The sequence below is a fragment of the Neobacillus niacini NBRC 15566 genome (assembly GCF_001591505.1).
GTDB lineage: Bacteria > Bacillota > Bacilli > Bacillales > Cytobacillaceae > Neobacillus > Neobacillus niacini.
In genome coordinates, this window is sequence record NZ_BCVA01000002.1 from 214,049 (window position 1) to 232,476 (window position 18,428).

Here is an 18,428-nt window from a genome sequence, read left to right on the forward strand (position 1 = left end):
GAAGTTTCTTTTTTTTTGGATCTTCACCGAGAGTGAAGATCCATTTTTTTGAAAAAATTTAGTGCAAAAAAAGGATTTAGGCAACTGCGAAAAGAATAATTTAAAAATAGGTGGAGGAAAGTGGGGGAATGTGGTACATTTTAAATAGAAAGTGGGGGTACCGGGTATGTTTATGGGTGAATACCATCATAGCATTGATAATAAGGGCCGGATGATTGTGCCTTCCAAATTCCGCGAAGAGCTTGGAGAAATGTTTATCATCACACGCGGTTTGGATCAATGTCTGTTTGGTTACCCATTATCGGAGTGGGCAGTTATCGAAGACAAACTTAAAGGTCTGCCTCTGACAAAAAAAGACGCCCGTGCATTCACCCGATTCTTCTTTTCAGGTGCAACAGAGAGCGAACTAGATAAACAAGGAAGAATTAATATTCCAGCACCATTACTTCAGTATGCAAAACTAGAAAAAGAATGTGTAGTTTTAGGAGTGTCCAATCGGATTGAAATTTGGAGCAAACAGATTTGGGAAGACTATTTCGCAGAATCTGAAGAATCTTTTGCCGAAATTGCAGAAAATATGATTGGTTTTGATATATAATGGACAAGTTATTCTATTATAACTCCGTTTTATATCGTTCGATTGGAAAAGGTGATAATGATGTTTGAACATACAACTGTGTTACTAAATGAAGCTGTTAACGGATTGAATATTAAACCTGACGGCATTTATGTTGATTGTACATTAGGCGGGGCGGGACATAGTTCCCTGATACTTTCAAAACTTACTGACAATGGGAAATTGTTTGCCTTTGATCAAGACGAAGTAGCTATTGCCAATGCAAAAGAGAAATTGTCCGTTTACGGTGAGCAGCTAACAATAATCAAGAGCAATTTCTTATACCTTAAGGAAGAGCTGGAACGGCTTGGGATCGATAAGGTGGACGGGGTCCTTTATGACCTTGGTGTTTCCTCTCCTCAATTAGATACTCCAGAAAGAGGATTCAGTTATCATCATGACGCACCGCTGGACATGAGGATGGACAATGATGCGGATATTTCGGCCTATGATGTTATTAACCATTGGTCTTACGAGGATTTAGTTAGGATCTTTTTTCGCTATGGTGAAGAGAAATTCTCTAAGCAGATTGCTCGAAAAATAGAGGCTAGAAGAGATATTAAGCCAATTGAGACCACCTTTGAGTTGGTTGAACTTATTAAGGAAGGGATTCCTGCACCAGCCAGAAGAAAGGGCGGACATCCGGCTAAACGAATATTTCAAGCGGTAAGAATTGCTGTAAATGATGAATTAGCGGTTTTTGAGAAGTCTTTACAAAAAGCAATTGATATTCTTAACCCAGAAGGAAGAATTAGTGTTATTACCTTCCATTCTTTAGAAGACCGGATTTGTAAGGCGTCGTTCAAAAAGGCAAGTGAAACACCAGACTTACCGCATGGCTTACCTGTGATCCCTGAAGAATTTAAGCCGATTTTAAAGCTCATTACCAGAAAACCTATTCTTCCTTCAGAAGAAGAATTAGAACATAATAATCGTGCTCGATCTGCGAAATTGCGGATTGCGGAAAAACTATAAATAGAAATAAAAAAATATCTATGTGGAGGGGAAAGAATGAGTAATCTTGCCAGGAAATTTCAGCAACAACAGCAAGTAGAACGGACAGTACAGGAACAAAGTATTGTAAAAACAAAAAAGCACTGGCTTACACCTGGGGAGAAAATAATCGGAGTAGTATTTACAGGGCTGGTTTGTTTTGGTGCCGTCCATCTCATCTCGAATCAAGCGGAAATTTACCAGGTGAACAAGGAAATTCAGGAGGTTCAAACCTCCATTAATGAGATCCAAAAGGTAAATAATGATTTGCAGGTACAAGTTAGTGAGCTTAGCACGTATGAACGGATATGGGAAAAAGCAAAAGAAATGGGACTTGTTTTAAACGAAAATAACGTCAAGGTTGTGCACGAGAAATGAACAAGAAACAGCCATATATGAATGTCGGGGCAGCCGGATTGTTTGCATTATTCGGCCTGCTCTTTTTTATATTGCTTTTTAGATATTTCTCGATTCAGATTACCGGTGAGGTCGGCTCACAGCCTCTAGCAGCAAAAGCCCAGCAAAAATACAGCAGAACAGGAAGTTTAGAATCGGTTAGAGGAGTTATATATGACCAAAAAGGGGAAGTTATTGCGGAGGATACAACCTCTTATACATTAATTGCAATTTTAGATAAAAAAATGACAACTAACCCAAAAAATCCAAACCATGTGACGGATCCTCAAAAAACAGCAAATGAATTGGCTAAAATTTTAAATATGAAAGAATCCGAGATTTATAGCATTTTAACCAAAGACCAATTTCAGGTTGAATTTGGAAAAGCGGGCAGGGACATATCACATCAAACGAAAAAAGAAATAGAGGCACTTAAGCTGCCAGGAATTACGTTTAAACGCGACTCGAAAAGATTCTACCCAAATGGAATCTTTGCCTCACACCTCGTTGGTTATGCAGACAGAATTGACGAGCCTGACGGAACCTATAATTATGTGGGGAAAATGGGGATTGAAAAAACGTTAGATAAAGAGTTAACAGGCAAAGATGGAAAAATTAATTATGAAAGTGATTTATGGGGATACTTGCTTCCAAATGGAGAACAGAAGGTTACTCCAGCTCAAAATGGAAATGATGTGTACTTAACGATTGACAAGAAAATTCAAACCTTTTTAGAAGACGCTATGAACAAAGTGGTTGATGAATATAAACCAGCAAAAATCATTGCGATAGTGGCTGATCCAAAAACAGGTAACATCTTAGCGATGGGACAGAGACCTTCCTTTCACCCTAAAACAAAGGAAGGAATTGATAACAGCTGGCACAATGAAGCAATCGAAACTTCTTTTGAGCCTGGTTCCACGATGAAGATTTTTACGCTTGCTGCGGCAATTGAAGAAAATAAATTTAATCCTAATGATCTCTTTCAGTCTGGTTCTTATAAAGTTACATCAAAAGACAAGCCGATACATGATCACAAGAGATCCGGCTGGGGAATGATATCATATCTTGAGGGAGTTCAGCGCTCTTCGAATGTTGCTTTTGCGAAAATAGCTAATGAACTTTTAGGGTTTGATAAGTTTCGTGAATATTTGACTAAATTTGGATTTGATAGCCCGACCGGGATTGACTTGCCTGCAGAGACCACAGGGAAAATTCAATTTAATTGGCCGATAGAAAAAGCAACCACCGCATATGGACAGGGGACTGCGATTACACCTATTCAGCAAATTCAAGCGATGACGGCAATTGCTAACAATGGGAAAATGATGAAGCCGCAAGTAATTGATAAAATTGTCAGTCACGACACTGGTGAAGTAATTAGAGATGTAACACCTGAGGTTGTTTCGACACCTATCTCAGCTGAAACCGCGAAAGAGGTCCGTGATATTCTTGAGACCGTTGTGACAAATAAGGAAAAGGGTACGGGGACTCGATATCAGATTGATGGCTATAGTGTTGCTGGGAAAACAGGAACAGCAAGTATCCCTGATCCAAAAGGCGGCTATTTAACTGGACAGAAAGATTATATCTTTTCATTCTTAGGTATGGCACCAAAAGATGACCCGAAGTTAATTGTATACGTTGCTGTCCAACAACCCGAAATAGATCATTATTCCATGGGTTCGATACCAGTTTCATTGGTTTTCAATCCTGTGATGAAAAATAGTTTACAGTATTTAAATATTCAGCCTTCACAACAAGAAAAGGCTTCAACTACAAATCTTGCTGCTTTAGTTGGTCAAGGTGTTTCAAAAACAGTTAAACAACTTGAGGAATCGGGTCTAGATGTAGTGGTACTAGGAAAAGGTGAAAAAGTCACAGGTCAGCTTCCTGCACCTGGGACTAACGTACTTGAAGGTGAAAAAATAATAATCCAAAGTGGTGGGAAACTGACAGCACCGGATATGACAGGATGGTCACTTAGAGATGTAATGAAGGTTGCAAAAGTATCTGGAATGAAGCTAAATTCTACAGGCAGTGGTTATGTTGTTAAGCAAAATATTAAAGAAGGTGCTGCTTTAAAAAAGGGAGATTTTCTCATCGTTGATTTCAAAACAACGGAAGAAAAGCTAGAATTGGAAGCAAAAGAAGCCGAGGAAAACACCGAAGCACCTGAAGAAGAATTAGAGAATCTCCCAAGGGAGTAATAGTAATAGACAATAGTAGTTACCGTTCTATTCGATATAGTACAAGCATATAAATGAACGAGTAGGATAAAGGAGGCTCGTTCATTTTATGCGTGTTTCAAATGTAACTGTCCGTAAAAGGTTAATGATTGCAATGTTCGTAGGAATTCTTATCTTTTTAATCATTGATGTCCGGCTTGGTTATGTGCAGTTTGTTCTAGGTGATAAGTTGACTGGTCAAGCAAAGGGTTCATGGAGCAGAAATATTCCATTTGAACCAAAGCGAGGCGAGATTATAGACCGTAATGGAGTACCATTAGCAACAAATATTAGTGCTCCGACTGTATATGTAATACCGAGACAGGTTAAGGACCCAGCAGCTACTTCTGAAAAACTGGCGGCAGTATTAAATATACCAAAAGAAAATGCATACCGGCAGATTACCCAGGGCGAATCCATTGTGAGGATAAAAGAAGGTAGAAAAATCTCACATGAAAAAGCAAAAGAAATCAGGTCTTTGGGTCTTGAAGGGATATATATAGGAGAAGACTCAAAAAGGCATTATCCATTTGGAAGCTATCTTTCTCATGTTCTGGGATTTTCTGGAGTGGACAACCAAGGATTAATGGGATTAGAGCTCTATTACGATAAAGAGCTGAGCGGTGAAAGAGGCTCTGTTAAGTTTTATGCAAATGCTAAAGGTGAAAGAATGAATGACATGGCTGACGATTATGAAAAGCCAGTGGATGGTCTTGATTTAAAGCTTACAATCGATACAAAAATTCAAACCATTATTGAGAGAGAGCTTGATATTGCAGAGGCAACTTATAACCCAGATGGAATCATCGCAATTGCAATGGATCCGAATAATGGGAAAATCTTAGGAATGTCCAGTCGTCCAACCTTTGATCCAGCTAATTTTCGGAACGTTCCACAAGAGGTGTACAATCGAAACCTTCCTGTATGGTCAAGCTATGAGCCTGGGTCGACCTTTAAGATTATCACCCTGGCAGCAGCATTACAGGAAGGTAAAGTTAATCTAGAAAAAGAACATTTTCATGATTCAGGTTCCGTAGAAGTTGCAGGAGCAAGACTGAAATGCTGGAAAAGAGGCGGCCATGGAAGTCAATCCTTCCTTGAGGTCGTGCAGAATTCTTGTAACCCTGGTTTTGTAGAATTAGGGCAAAGATTAGGTAAGGATACTTTGTTTAAATATATAAAGGACTTTGGTTTTGGACAAAAAACTGGGATAGATTTAGCGGGCGAAGGCTCAGGGATATTGTTTAACTTAAATCGAGTGGGTCCTGTTGAATTAGCGACCACTGCATTTGGTCAAGGGGTATCGGTAACTCCTATTCAACAAGTTGCAGCAGTTGCAGCAGCGGTAAACGGAGGAACTCTCTATAAGCCGTATATTGCCCAAGAGTTAATAGATCCAGTGACGAAGGAAGTAGTTATGAGAAATACTCCGATTGCAAAGAGAAAAGTAATATCTGAGGAAACCTCAAAAGAAATCCGTCATGCTCTTGAGACTGTAGTTGCTCAAGGTTCAGGATTTAGGGCATTTGTTGATTCCTATCGAATTGGCGGTAAGACGGGAACCGCTCAAAAAGCTCAAAACGGAAGATATTTAGAAAATAACTTTATCGTTTCATTTATGGGGTTTGCCCCGGCAGATGACCCACAAATCATAGTGTATGTTGCGGTGGATAATCCAAAAGGCGGACTTATTTTCGGTGGAACTGTTGCCGCTCCAATAGTCGGGAGTATTATGAAAGATGGGCTAATGGCGTTGGGAGTAGAACCTAGAAAAGATCAAATTGAAAAAGAAATCAAATGGCCTGATAAGCCTTTAATTACCCTGCCTGATTTAACGGGTTTAACCAAATTAGAAATCACAGAACAATTGTTGAATCTTAAAATTGATGCAAGCGGTGAAGGCAATTTTGTGGTAAGACAGTCCCCTGAAGCTGGTTCAAAGGTTAAAGAAGGATCAACTATTAGACTTTATTTTGATAAAGAAGAATAGAGGAATAGTTAATTCAATTTGTGTCAGGCGGCCGGAATGATTTCCGCCGCCTGTTCTTTTGAAAAAAATGAAGTAGAATCTCAAGTATAATGGCATTCTACTGTGTTTTGCTGTAAAATAAGGTGAATCTTTTATAAGGTAAATATTTTGTGTGAAAAATGGTAACTTTCTAAAGGCAAGAGAGGATTTGAATATATATGAAACTACATGACTTACTTCAACATTTGCACCTTCTCGTTCCATATCAAGGAACAAATCCAGAAATCACTTCGATCGAGAATGACAATCGAAAGGTGCAAATGGGAAGCTTATTTATTTGTATTAAAGGATATACGGTTGACGGTCATGATTTTGCGGAATCAGCTGTAAAAAGCGGTGCAGTGGCGGTATTAGCTGAGCGGGAACTTCCACTATCAGTACCGGTAATAATCGTTAATGATACAACAAGAGCAATGGCAGTACTGGCCGATGCCTTCTATCAACATCCAACCAAAAAACTGCATTTAATCGGAATAACTGGGACAAATGGAAAGACAACCACAAGTCATTTAATTGAAAAAATTTTTTCTGATGTTAATCGATGCACTGGTTTAATTGGAACTATGTATACAAAAATTGGTGACCAGAAGTTTGAAACTAAAAATACAACTCCTGAAAGTCTTGTCCTGCAAAAAGGTTTCAAGCAAATGCTTGAAAAGGGCGTCGATACAGCGATTATGGAGGTTTCATCGCATGCCTTACATTTGGGAAGAGTCCATGGCTGTGACTACGATATAGCCGTATTTACAAACCTCACCCAAGATCATTTGGATTACCATAAAACAATGGAAGACTATAGGCAGGCTAAGAGTTTATTATTTTCTCAGCTGGGCAACACATTCGATGCTAATAAACCGAAATTTGCTATTTTAAATGCAGATGATGCCGCTTCTGATTTGTACCGAAAATCGACAGCAGCTCATTGTTATACGTATGGAATTGATAATAATGCTGATTTTCATGCAAGAAATATTCAGATGACTTCTGCGGGGACTTCCTTTGAAATAGTAATAAAAGAGAAGAGTTATTCCATTAACATTCAATTAATTGGCAAATTTAGTATTTATAATGTCCTGGCTAGTATTGCAACTGCGTATGTTTCTGGAATTCCGATGGAAAAAATTATCGAGTCAATCGAGAGTGTTAAGGGAGTAGACGGTAGATTTGAGTTAGTAAATGCAGGTCAAAACTATACTGTCATTGTGGATTATGCTCATACACCTGATAGTTTAGAAAATGTATTGAAAACGATACAAAGTTTTGCAGAAAAAAAGATTTTTGTCATAGTGGGATGCGGTGGAGACAGGGATAAAACGAAGAGACCATTAATGGCAGAGATTGCTTGTCGTTATGCTACAAATCCTATATTTACCTCAGATAACCCAAGGAGCGAGGATCCTATATCGATTTTAAAAGATATGGAAGAAGGCGTCCTTGGAAAACGTTACATCACCACTCCAGATAGAAAAGAGGCCATTATAACGGCAATCAACCAAGCCTCTGCGGGTGATGTAATCTTGATTGCTGGTAAAGGTCACGAAACATATCAGATTATTGGCAGTAATGTTTATGATTTTGATGACCGATTGGTTGCTCGGGAGGCTATCGAAAGGAGATAGAAATGTATTTAGCGTTTAATGATTTAGTAAAGTTATTCTCTAATATAAGGGGTATCAAAGAAGCGGGTCATTTTTATATCACGGTAACAGACGATGCAAAGGCAGTGCAGACGAGAGGGTTATTCATACCGTTAACTGAGGATTCGGGCGAACTATTAGATGCTATTGCCAACGGTGCGATTGCAGCGATTTGGGATAACAAGAAACAGCTGCCTAAATACACTCCCAATCACTTTCCAATCTTTTTTACTGACCAGCCAATTGAAGCTGTTAGAGAACTATTACAATTTTATATTGAAAAAATGGACGGAGAAAAGGCAGAGAAAATGGATATAACTAATTTCGTATTTTTGAATAAAAAACGTCTCAAAGAAAATAAAGAAACATATGATATAGCTGTAATGTTGGATAGGATATCGAATATAAATCGAAAAGATGATTTTGAGAGGAGGGGATAAAATGCTGGAGCAAGTTATATTTTTCACAATTTTAATGGGTTTTCTGATTACAGTGCTGCTTTCTCCTATTTTTATTCCCTTCTTAAGAAGGTTGAAATTTGGACAAAGCATCCGGGAAGAAGGACCCAAATCCCATCAAGTAAAAACAGGTACACCAACGATGGGTGGAATTATGATATTATTCTCTATTATTATTACTACTCTAGTAATGACCGGGAAATTTTCCGAACCAACTGTTAAAACTTACTTACTTATTCTGGTGACTTTTGGTTTTGGATTACTCGGATTTTTAGATGATTTTATCAAAGTGGCACTAAAGCGTAATCTAGGATTAACCTCGAGACAAAAGCTGTTAGGGCAAATTATCATTTCCGTTATATTTTATCTTGTTTACAAACAAAATGGGTTTCCTACGGAAATTTCCGTTCCTGGAAGTAATTATTCCATTGAACTTGGCTGGTTTTATGTATTATTCATCGTCTTTTGGCTTGTAGGTTTCTCGAATGCAGTCAATCTAACAGATGGATTGGACGGATTAGTTTCAGGTACAGCTGCCATTGCATTTGGTGCCTATGCTGTCTTAGCCTGGAACCAATCGCAAATGGAAGTGGCGATTTTCTCGGTTGCTGTAGCAGGGGCAGTCTTAGGATTCCTTGTTTTTAATGCCCATCCTGCAAAGGTGTTTATGGGTGACACTGGTTCGCTGGCACTTGGAGGTGCAATCGCGACCATTGCTATTCTAACTAAGTTAGAGTTATTGTTAGTCATAATCGGCGGAGTATTTGTCATTGAAACATTATCAGTTATTTTACAGGTTATCTCTTTTAAAACAACGGGTAAAAGAATATTCAGGATGAGCCCGCTTCATCATCATTACGAGCTCATAGGCTGGTCAGAATGGAAGGTTGTTGTCACTTTTTGGAGTGTTGGATTAATATTAGCGATACTAGGTATCTATATTGAGGTGTGGTTATAATTGAAGCAGATAAATACGTATCTCCATAAAAAAATACTTGTTCTTGGATTAGCAAAAAGCGGGGTAACCGCTGCAGCGCTCTTACATAAGCTTGGTGCGTTTGTAACCGTAAATGATAAAAAGCCTTTATCAGAAAATCCTGAAGCTCAAGGGTTATTAGAACAAGGTATTAAAGTTATTTGTGGTGAACACCCTGTAGAACTTCTGGATGAGGGATTCGAACTAATCGTAAAAAATCCGGGTATTCCTTACCAAAACCCCATCATTGAAGGAGCGCTGGAGAAAGGGATTCCTGTATTAACAGAGGTTGAACTTGCTTACCAAATATCAGAAGCACCTTTCATCGGGATAACAGGAACAAATGGAAAAACAACGACGACAACGCTTATTTTTGAAATGTTGAATGAAGGTAAGAAGAGACCGCTAATAGCCGGAAATATTGGTACGGTAGCCTCTGGTGTTGCAGAAGAAGCAACCCCAGAAAATAATATCGTGATTGAATTATCATCCTTTCAATTAATGGGTATCGAAACCTTTAAACCTAAGATAGCGATCATTACAAATCTTTATGACGCACATTTGGATTATCATGGAACAAGAGCTGAATATATTAAAGCAAAAGCAAATATTACAAAAAACCAAACTGCAGAAGACTACTTTATTTTTAATGCAGACCAGCAGGAAGTGCGGGAAATCGCTGAACATTCCCAAGCCGCCGGCATTCCTTTTTCAACGAAGCAAACTCTAAAAGAGGGAGCTTATATAAGTGATGGATGGATTTATTTTAAGGATGAGAAAGTTATGTTGGTTGATGATATTGCCCTGCCGGGGGTCCATAATTTAGAAAATATCTTATCCGCAATGGCAGCGGCTAAGTTAACAGGTGTTAGTAATGAAGCCATTCAGGAAGTACTTAGAACGTTTACTGGTGTTAAGCATCGTCTTCAGTACGTTACAGAAATTGCTGAGAGGAAGTTTTATAACGACTCAAAAGCAACCAATATACTTGCTACTATACCTGCTTTAAAGGCATTTAAAAATCCAATCATCTTGTTGGCAGGCGGACTTGATCGTGGAAATGAATTTGATGAACTAATCCCATATTTAAAAAATGTAAAAGCATTAATTACTTTTGGTCAAACATCATCTAAAATTGAGCGGGTTGGGATAGAAGCAGGAATAAAACAAATTAACACTGTCGATAATGTTGAAAAGGCCGTGCCTGTTGCTTTTCAGTATTCAGAGCCAGGCGACGTTATTTTGTTATCTCCTGCATGTGCGAGCTGGGATCAATATAAAAGTTTTGAAGTCAGGGGAGACATTTTTATCGAAGCGGTGCATAAGCTTAAGTAAGGGTTGTCCAACGAAAAGCGGAAGCGACTTGTTCAGGAGCGACAGGCATAAGCCAATCCAACGGGAAGGTTGTTCTTTAACCTTCTCGTTGGATTGGCTTAGACCTGAGAGCTCCTAGTCGCTGGAGCTGGACACCATTGGAAACCCTAAAACTTGCTACTCGAGGTGTTAGGTGTGCCGACAAAAAGAACAACTCCTGATTTTATATTAATTATTGTTACATTTACACTATTAGCTGTAGGACTTATTATGGTTTATAGTGCGAGTGCAGTTTGGGCGGAGTATAAATTCGAAGACTCCTTCTTCTTCGCGAAAAGACAAACACTTTTTGCCGGTGTGGGGATTGCTGCCATGTTTTTTATTATGAATATTAATTATTGGACTTGGAGAGAGTGGTCAAAGGTCATTTTAATAACCTGCTTTGTATTACTTATACTAGTACTCATCCCAGGTGTTGGAAATGTCAGAAATGGCTCGCGAAGCTGGATTGGTGTAGGAGCCTTTTCCATTCAGCCATCTGAGTTTATGAAACTTGCTATGATTGCCTTTTTAGCAAAGTTTCTCTCAGAGAGGCAGAAACTGATAACCTCTTTTCGCCAAGGGCTGGTTCCTTCATTAGGTCTTGCTTTTGTAGCATTTGCACTTATTATGCTTCAGCCTGATTTAGGTACAGGAACAGTAATGATTGGAACATGTGTGGTCATGATCTTCATTGCAGGGGCTCGGGTAGGTCATTTTGCTTTATTAGGTTTAGTAGGTGTAGCAGGATTTGTTGGTTTGGTTGCTTCAGCGCCATATAGGATGAAAAGGATAACATCATTCCTAGACCCTTGGCAGGACCCCTTAGGCAGTGGATTTCAAATTATTCAATCGCTATATGCAATTGGACCTGGTGGATTATTTGGTCTAGGTCTCGGTGAAAGCAGACAGAAGTTCTTTTACTTACCTGAACCGCAAACAGATTTTATATTTGCGATTTTGTCTGAAGAATTAGGCTTTATTGGAGGCTCTTTTATCATTCTCTTATTCGCATTGTTGTTGTGGAGGGGAATACGTATTGCCCTTGGTGCACCGGATTTATATGGCAGCTTTTTGGCGGTTGGTATTATATCAATGGTCGCGATTCAAGTAATGATTAACATCGGTGTTGTCACCGGTTTAATGCCGGTTACTGGAATCACTCTGCCGTTTTTAAGTTATGGCGGTTCTTCCTTAACATTGATGTTGATGGCAATAGGAGTACTTTTAAATATTAGCCGTTATTCACGATACTAACTTACCCTGTTTTTAGGCAGGGTTCTTTTTATTTATTTCTTCGTTAGTTTACAATTAGATAACATTCTTTTTGCAAACCTTAACTTCTGTTAATTTTATAGTAAGATAGGATAAGAAATTAACTTAAAGCATTTTTATATTTGGGGTGGACATATGAAAATAGTAGTAAGCGGCGGTGGGACTGGAGGACATATTTATCCAGCTCTTGCTCTCATTAGGGAAATACAAAAAGAAAACAAAAATGCTGAGTTTTTATACATAGGGACAAAGAACGGGTTAGAAAGTACAATTGTTCCTCGGGAAAAGATACCTTTTAAATCGATTCATATTACTGGATTCAAAAGAAAATTATCCTTAGATAATATCAAAACGGTTTTAAGATTTTTAAAAGGTGTTAGCGACAGTAAAAAAATGTTAAAAGAATTTAAACCTGATATTGTAATTGGAACTGGTGGTTATGTCTGTGGTCCTGTTGTGTATGCAGCTGCAAAATTAAATATCCCAACGATTGTCCATGAGCAGAATAGTGTACCAGGGCTGACAAACAAATTTTTAAGTAGATACGTAAACAAAGTTGCGATTTGCTTCGAAGAGGCAAAAGAATATTTTCCAAAGGAAAAAGTAGTGTTTACCGGGAATCCTCGAGCATCAGAAGTGAATGGAAAAGATGGAATTAGAGGAAGGTTATCTGCAGGATTGAGTACGACCATGCCTGCAGTACTAATTTTTGGAGGCAGCCGTGGTGCTAGACCGATAAATGATGCGGTTGTTAAGTCTTTATCTGAATTTGGAGAAAAGCCTTATCAAGTACTATATGTTACAGGTGATGTTCATTTTAAAGATGTGCAAAACGAAGTAGAACTCGTGGGAAATCCGAAAAATGTGGTCATTAAGCCCTTCATTCATAATATGCCTGAGGTTTTATCTGGAATTGACTTAGTTGTTTCACGAGCTGGAGCAACAACTCTTGCTGAGATTACTTCATTAGGTATTCCTAGTATTCTTGTCCCAAGTCCATATGTGACAAATAACCATCAAGAAAAAAATGCTCGCTCACTGAGTGATCATGGTGCAGCAGAATTACTTCTTGAAAAAGACTTAAATAACAAAAGTCTTATTCAGCAAATCGATAAAATTTTGTTAGATACGGAGTACTTACAGACCATGAAAGCAAAGGCAAAAAAATTAGGGGTACCTGACTCTGCTGAAAGACTATATAAACTTATGAAACAGCTAGTACTAGAAAAACAAAAGTAGCCCAAACAGATTTTTAGCATAAACTAAAACTATACGTTTGTTTTGAAAGATAGGGTGATAGGAATGGACGGATTATTTACAGAAATTCAAGAATTAAATATTGGCAAAGTGAAGAGAAATGAACTGCTATCCCAGCACACGACTATGAAAATTGGAGGACCTGCTGACATTTTTATTGAGCCAGCTTCTTTGGGAGATATTCAAAAAGTGATGACTTTTCTTAAGGAACGGCAAATTCCTTGGAGAGCAATTGGCAGAGGATCGAATTTACTCGTTTCAGATAAGGGGATTGAGGGTGTAGTAATTAAATTAGGACCAGGTTTAGATCATCTAACCATAAATGACTCTACGATAACCGTAGGCGGTGGTCATTCGTTAGTAAGTTTATCTACCTTGATATCAAAAAAGGGATTATCAGGACTTGAATTTGCCAGCGGTATCCCTGGGTCTGTCGGCGGAGCAGTATATATGAATGCTGGAGCACATGGTTCAGATATTAGTAAGATATTAACCAAGGCACACATCTTGTTTGAAGACGGATCCATGGAATGGATATCTAACGATGAAATGGAGTTTACTTATAGGACATCAGTCCTTCAAAAGAAGCGTCCCGGTATCGTTTTAGAAGCAGAATTCCAACTCACCAAAGGTGATAGGACTTCGATTGTCTCACAAATGCAAAAAAACAAAGATTACCGTAAAGAAACGCAGCCATGGAATTTCCCATGTGCTGGAAGTATTTTCCGGAATCCACTGCCGAATTATGCAGGAAAACTTATTGAAGACGCAGGATTAAAAGGGTACCAAATCGGCGGTGCGAAAATATCGGAAATGCATGGGAATTTTATTGTTAATGCTGGTAATGCGACAGCTAAGGATGTTCTCGATTTAATTCAATATATAAAAGAAACAATACTAACCTCATATGGAATTAAAATGGAAACTGAGGTAGAAATTATTGGACGCGGGTAAAAAGAAATAGTCGTACCAATGTCAAAACTTGTGATATAATTACACATTATAAATATGGAAAAAAACTGAGAAAATGAATGACGGCATGATTTTTCGTGCCGTTGTTTCGCTTTTATAGGCTCAGAAATTCTTATAGTATTAATGGGTTATCTTTTTAGACATGCTAAGCGTTATTCTTAATGGAGGGAAGTGTATGGATAAAGGTAAGATTGTCGCTCTTGAGGATCGAATTCCAAAACTTAAAGAGCAAAGACGGCGTAAAGCTAATAGAAGGCTTATTATTCTTCTATTTTTGTTCTTTACTATGATTGCCGTTGTCGCATATGTACAGTCACCATTAAGTCATGTAAAAAAGATTACTATAAAAGGAAATGAATTGCTGTCAACAGATGAGATTATTGAAATAACAAAGATATCTAAACATACAAACATTTGGAGTGTGAAAAAAGATACGATTTCATCAACTCTACGAAAAATGAATGTAATTAAAAAAGCAGAAGTGTCCATCAAGTTGCCAAACACAGTAATAATTGAGATTGAAGAACGCAATAAAATTGCCTATGTAGAGTCTGATGACGCCTATTACCCTGTAATGGAAAACGGAAAAGTTCTTAAGGATAGGGAAGTTACTGAAATTCCTGTTAATGCACCAATCCTTTTTAAATTTAATGAGGGTGCCATTCTTAAAGAAATGGTTACCGCACTTGATGAACTTCCGGTTGAGGTTCTGAATGCTATCTCTGAAATTCACTATACTCCGAAAAAAACGGACCAGTATCATATTTCATTATTTATGAATGATGGTTTTGAAGTCAGTGCGACACTACGAAGCTTTTCGGAAAAAATGGTGCATTATCCTTCAATCATAAGCCAATTAGATCCGAATATTAAGGGTATTATTGATTTAGAGGTAGGTTCCTATTTTAAGGCCTTTGAATTGCAAGCGGACGAATCGGAGGAATCTCAAGTTGAAAATGATAAAGGTGAAGGGTAAGCATGTTGTTTTATCCCTAGTATGCCTTGTGCTAGGGTTTATGATTGCATTTTCCTATCATTTTACCCAAAAAGAATTAAATAAAAAAAATACTAATTTAACTAGTGAACAATGGGAAAAGACGATTGATCTTAGAAATCAGCTTATAGAATTAGAAGAACTAAATCGTAAGTTACAAAAGGAATTAAACCAAAAACAAGATAAGGTTCTAGCGAACGAAAAAGATCTATCAAAAGAAGCTGTAGTCTATTCAACTCTTGCTGAAGACGCAGAAAAATACCGGATGTTCCTAGGCAAGGTTAAGGTTAAGGGACAGGGGGTAAGCGTCCAGCTTTCAGATGGTGCTTACGACCCGGAAGAAGAAAATATTAATAACTATTTAGTACATGAACACCATGTATTTAAAGTAATTAATGAGCTTTATATCTCAGGTGCAGCAGCTATTGCGATTAATGGTCAGAGATTAACAAGCCATTCTTATATTATATGTAACGGACCCGTCATTACGGTAGATGGCATTCAACATCCAGCGCCATTTGTGATTACTGCAATTGGTGACCCTGATGTATTAGCTGCGGCCTTGAACCTTACAGGTGGGGTGAAAGATCAACTTGTTAACGATAATATTGTATTTACATTAGAAGAAAAGAGCGAAATTGTCCTAAATCCAATTTTAGGACAGTCATAAATCATTCGAATATGTCCACGTGAAGATCAAAATTAAAGGTTAGGTGAAAAAAGTGGACAAGCTAAAAAAAAATTTTAGTTTTATTGCTATTTCTGCAGTAATAGGTTTTATGATTGCGATACAATTTCAAACGGTTAAAAAACCTGTTGAACGAGATACTCGTGATATATGGCAGCTTCGTGAGGCTATACTTCAGGAAAAAGAATTGCAGTCCGAGTTATTAACAGAAATTCGTTCAATTGAAGAAAAATTACTTGCCTATGAATCGAAGCAAAAGCAGAGTAAGGAACAGGCATTACGCGATACGATTCAAGAATTGAAGATTGAGGCAGGAATGACTAAAATAACAGCTCCTGGATTAATAGTAAATATTGAACCAATAATCGAGGAAATTCAAATTGGGGCAGATATATCAACGGTTGTGTCACCTGAACTTCTAAAAAGATTATTAAATGAATTGAATATGTATGACGCTAAATTTGTATCCGTTGATGGTCAGCGTATTATCAATACCACTGTCATTAGGGACATTAACAATGAGACAAAAATTGATGGCCATTCATTATCAAGCTTGCCGATTGAGATTAAGGTAGGCGTTGATAATATAGAAACTGCAGAAAAGTTATACAATCAAATGAAAGTATCGAAGGCTACGGAAGAGTTCTTCATTGAAAACCTAAAATTGACTATTTCGGAGCCAAATCCTGAAATTACCTTTCCTGCATATGATAATCCTATCCGGATTCGATATTTAGAGTCATTGAAGGCGAATGAAGGAGGGAATACATAATGTGGCTTCCGTTATTAGGATTAATAGTCGGAATCCTTCTAGGTTTATTAACAGATATTAGGATTCCTGAAGAGTACTCAAATTATCTGTCTATTGCAGTTTTGGCAGCTCTAGATACATTATTCGGAGGAATAAGGGCGCACCTTCAAAATATTTATGACGAAAAAGTATTCGTTTCTGGATTCTTTTTTAATATTTTACTTGCCGCAAGTTTAGCTTTTCTAGGCGTTCATCTTGGTGTAGACTTGTATTTAGCAGCTGTTTTTGCCTTTGGTGTCCGCCTATTTCAAAATATTGCAGTAATTAGGCGAATATTATTGACAAAATGGTCAAAGTCAAAAGAAAAATTAGAAAAAAATTGATTTTTTTAAAGGGAATTATTTAGTTGTGACGAATAATTTTATAAGATATAGGTATGTACTTGTATATTAAATCTTATGAAATAGAATTGTTGTTCGACTGAAGGAATGCTAAGGAGGTGCCAAAGAATGAACAGCAATGAAATATATGTAAGTCTTGACATCGGTACATCCAGTGTAAAAGTAATCATTGGTGAAATTGTCAACGACTCGATAAATATAATTGGTGTTGGAAATGTAAAGTCTGAAGGACTTCGTAAGGGATCTATCATTGACATCAATGATACCGTTCATTCTATTAAACGTGCTATTGAAGAAGCTGAAAGAATGATAGGAATGGAAATAAGACAAGTGATTGTTGGGATTTCTGGCAATCAGGTTGCTCTTGAACCATGTCGTGGAATTGTAGGAGTTTCCAGTCAGAATCGTGAAATCACGAATGAAGATGTGAGACGTGTTATAGACGAGGCACAAGTTGTATCGATCTCTCAGGATAGAGAAATTATTGGGGTTATCCGTAAACAATTTATCCTTGATGGCAAGGATGAAATTAATAACCCATGTGGTATGATTGGTGTCCGTTTGGAAGTTGAAGGAACTCTTATTACAGGTTCCAACGCTATCATAACGAATACGCTGCGCTGCGTCGAGCGTGCAGGTTTAGAAATTACCGATATCATTCTACAGCCGCTTGCAGCTGGAGAGTACGCACTTTCAAAGGATGAGAAAAACCTAGGCGTTGCTTTAATCGACCTAGGCGGCGGTTCCACTACCATAGCTTATTTTGAAGGAGGATTCTTGGCTGCCACAAGTGTAATACCAGTTGGCGGAGACCTCATTACAAATGACCTTTCTAAGGTATTACACACTTCAACCGAGGACGCTGAAAAAATTAAAGTGAAATATGGACATGCTTTTTACGATGACGCTTCAGAAGACGAGTTCTTTAGTGTTCCAATCATAGGAAGCGACCAGCATCAACAATTTAATCAATTATATGTTTCTGAAATTATAGAAGCTAGAATGGAAGAAATTTTTGAATTGATTGCGCATGAACTGAAACGATTAGGTATCAATGACTTACCTGGAGGGTTTGTATTCACAGGTGGTACTGCAAATATGCAAGGCATATTAGAACTAGCTCAAACGATTTTCCAAAGTCCAGTTCGAAAAGCCGTTCCCAACTATATTGGAGTAAGAGAACCTCAGTATACAACTGCGGTTGGTTTGATTAAATATGCTTACAAGAATGCTAGATTACCAGGTGGAACACCCGTCGCTTCAGCACCTGTTACTGAACCAATCGAGAAGAAAGTTCAAAAACAACAACAACAGCCAAAAGCAAAACCAGAAAAACATCCGGAAGATAAGATGTCATCAAAAGTAAAAAAATTCCTTGGTCTCTTTTTCGAATAGACAGACACG

Annotated in this window: 17 protein-coding genes; all 17 read left to right on the plus strand. The window is 37.9% G+C overall.

All coding sequences use genetic code 11. From position 1 onward, the window contains the following. Nucleotides 1-166: 166 nt before the first annotated feature. Nucleotides 167-598 carry a division/cell wall cluster transcriptional repressor MraZ gene (gene mraZ, locus BANA01_RS03025; protein WP_063251591.1) on the plus strand — a complete coding sequence of 144 codons (432 nt, stop codon included), beginning with the start codon at nucleotides 167-169 and terminating at the stop codon, nucleotides 596-598. 60 nt (nucleotides 599-658) lie between these two features. Continuing rightward, nucleotides 659-1,591: a 16S rRNA (cytosine(1402)-N(4))-methyltransferase RsmH gene (rsmH, locus tag BANA01_RS03030; protein ID WP_034673121.1), complete on the plus strand. Its 933-nt coding sequence runs from the start codon at nucleotides 659-661 to the stop codon at nucleotides 1,589-1,591. A gap of 36 nt (nucleotides 1,592-1,627) precedes the next feature. Then, a complete protein-coding gene (gene ftsL, locus BANA01_RS03035) occupies nucleotides 1,628-1,987 on the plus strand; it encodes a cell division protein FtsL (RefSeq protein ID WP_034673117.1) in 360 nt (119 codons plus the stop codon). Further along, the gene (locus tag BANA01_RS03040) at nucleotides 1,984-4,215 is read left to right on the plus strand and encodes a penicillin-binding protein (RefSeq protein WP_034673115.1); all 2,232 of its coding nucleotides are present in this window, start codon (nucleotides 1,984-1,986) and stop codon (nucleotides 4,213-4,215) included. The genes ftsL and BANA01_RS03040 overlap by 4 nt, the downstream gene beginning before the upstream one ends. 88 nt (nucleotides 4,216-4,303) lie before the next feature. Beyond that, on the plus strand, nucleotides 4,304-6,223 hold the full coding sequence (locus tag BANA01_RS03045; protein ID WP_034673114.1) for a stage V sporulation protein D: 1,920 nt from the start codon (nucleotides 4,304-4,306) through the stop codon (nucleotides 6,221-6,223). A 197-nt stretch (nucleotides 6,224-6,420) separates the two neighbouring features. Next, entirely contained in the window at nucleotides 6,421-7,881 is a 1,461-nt protein-coding gene (locus tag BANA01_RS03050) for a UDP-N-acetylmuramoyl-L-alanyl-D-glutamate--2,6-diaminopimelate ligase (protein WP_034673111.1), read from the plus strand. Nucleotides 7,882-7,883: 2 nt separating this feature from the next. Then, nucleotides 7,884-8,339 (plus strand): hypothetical protein, encoded by a 456-nt coding sequence (locus BANA01_RS03055; RefSeq protein WP_052106282.1) that lies wholly within the window; start codon nucleotides 7,884-7,886, stop codon nucleotides 8,337-8,339. A gap of 1 nt (nucleotide 8,340) precedes the next feature. Further along, nucleotides 8,341-9,315 carry a phospho-N-acetylmuramoyl-pentapeptide-transferase gene (gene mraY, locus BANA01_RS03060; protein ID WP_034673109.1) on the plus strand — a complete coding sequence of 325 codons (975 nt, stop codon included), beginning with the start codon at nucleotides 8,341-8,343 and terminating at the stop codon, nucleotides 9,313-9,315. Next, nucleotides 9,316-10,668, plus strand: coding sequence for a UDP-N-acetylmuramoyl-L-alanine--D-glutamate ligase (gene murD / locus BANA01_RS03065; protein ID WP_034673106.1), 1,353 nt, complete (start codon nucleotides 9,316-9,318; stop codon nucleotides 10,666-10,668). A gap of 174 nt (nucleotides 10,669-10,842) precedes the next feature. After that, nucleotides 10,843-11,943 (plus strand): stage V sporulation protein E, encoded by a 1,101-nt coding sequence (spoVE, locus tag BANA01_RS03070; protein ID WP_034673103.1) that lies wholly within the window; start codon nucleotides 10,843-10,845, stop codon nucleotides 11,941-11,943. Nucleotides 11,944-12,096: 153 nt separating this feature from the next. Continuing rightward, the gene (gene murG / locus BANA01_RS03075; protein ID WP_034673101.1) at nucleotides 12,097-13,200 is read left to right on the plus strand and encodes an undecaprenyldiphospho-muramoylpentapeptide beta-N-acetylglucosaminyltransferase; all 1,104 of its coding nucleotides are present in this window, start codon (nucleotides 12,097-12,099) and stop codon (nucleotides 13,198-13,200) included. Nucleotides 13,201-13,263: 63 nt separating this feature from the next. Then, nucleotides 13,264-14,172: a UDP-N-acetylmuramate dehydrogenase gene (gene murB / locus BANA01_RS03080; protein ID WP_063251592.1), complete on the plus strand. Its 909-nt coding sequence runs from the start codon at nucleotides 13,264-13,266 to the stop codon at nucleotides 14,170-14,172. A gap of 193 nt (nucleotides 14,173-14,365) precedes the next feature. After that, nucleotides 14,366-15,166, plus strand: coding sequence for a cell division protein FtsQ/DivIB (locus tag BANA01_RS03085; protein ID WP_063251593.1), 801 nt, complete (start codon nucleotides 14,366-14,368; stop codon nucleotides 15,164-15,166). Next, the gene (locus tag BANA01_RS03090) at nucleotides 15,147-15,854 is read left to right on the plus strand and encodes a DUF881 domain-containing protein (protein WP_063251658.1); all 708 of its coding nucleotides are present in this window, start codon (nucleotides 15,147-15,149) and stop codon (nucleotides 15,852-15,854) included. Before BANA01_RS03085 ends, BANA01_RS03090 begins: the two co-directional genes overlap by 20 nt. 52 nt (nucleotides 15,855-15,906) lie before the next feature. Continuing rightward, nucleotides 15,907-16,644 (plus strand): DUF881 domain-containing protein, encoded by a 738-nt coding sequence (locus BANA01_RS03095; RefSeq protein ID WP_063251594.1) that lies wholly within the window; start codon nucleotides 15,907-15,909, stop codon nucleotides 16,642-16,644. Then, nucleotides 16,644-17,006, plus strand: a complete 363-nt coding sequence (locus BANA01_RS03100; RefSeq protein WP_063251595.1) for a small basic family protein — start codon at nucleotides 16,644-16,646, stop codon at nucleotides 17,004-17,006. Before BANA01_RS03095 ends, BANA01_RS03100 begins: the two co-directional genes overlap by 1 nt. A gap of 126 nt (nucleotides 17,007-17,132) precedes the next feature. Then, a complete protein-coding gene (gene ftsA / locus BANA01_RS03105; protein ID WP_063251596.1) occupies nucleotides 17,133-18,419 on the plus strand; it encodes a cell division protein FtsA in 1,287 nt (428 codons plus the stop codon). Nucleotides 18,420-18,428 lie beyond the last annotated feature (9 nt).

Coding starts and splice junctions, on each gene's coding strand:
- BANA01_RS03055 (WP_052106282.1), top strand. CDS start 7,884: ATGTATTTAGCGTTTAATGATTTAGTAAAGTTATTCTCTAATATAAGG.
- murG (WP_034673101.1), top strand. CDS start 12,097: ATGAAAATAGTAGTAAGCGGCGGTGGGACTGGAGGACATATTTATCCA.
- ftsA (WP_063251596.1), top strand. CDS start 17,133: ATGAACAGCAATGAAATATATGTAAGTCTTGACATCGGTACATCCAGT.
- mraY (WP_034673109.1), top strand. CDS start 8,341: ATGCTGGAGCAAGTTATATTTTTCACAATTTTAATGGGTTTTCTGATT.
- ftsL (WP_034673117.1), top strand. CDS start 1,628: ATGAGTAATCTTGCCAGGAAATTTCAGCAACAACAGCAAGTAGAACGG.
- BANA01_RS03040 (WP_034673115.1), top strand. CDS start 1,984: ATGAACAAGAAACAGCCATATATGAATGTCGGGGCAGCCGGATTGTTT.
- mraZ (WP_063251591.1), top strand. CDS start 167: ATGTTTATGGGTGAATACCATCATAGCATTGATAATAAGGGCCGGATG.
- rsmH (WP_034673121.1), top strand. CDS start 659: ATGTTTGAACATACAACTGTGTTACTAAATGAAGCTGTTAACGGATTG.
- BANA01_RS03090 (WP_063251658.1), top strand. CDS start 15,147: ATGATAAAGGTGAAGGGTAAGCATGTTGTTTTATCCCTAGTATGCCTT.
- BANA01_RS03085 (WP_063251593.1), top strand. CDS start 14,366: ATGGATAAAGGTAAGATTGTCGCTCTTGAGGATCGAATTCCAAAACTT.
- BANA01_RS03050 (WP_034673111.1), top strand. CDS start 6,421: ATGAAACTACATGACTTACTTCAACATTTGCACCTTCTCGTTCCATAT.
- murB (WP_063251592.1), top strand. CDS start 13,264: ATGGACGGATTATTTACAGAAATTCAAGAATTAAATATTGGCAAAGTG.
- BANA01_RS03045 (WP_034673114.1), top strand. CDS start 4,304: ATGCGTGTTTCAAATGTAACTGTCCGTAAAAGGTTAATGATTGCAATG.
- BANA01_RS03100 (WP_063251595.1), top strand. CDS start 16,644: ATGTGGCTTCCGTTATTAGGATTAATAGTCGGAATCCTTCTAGGTTTA.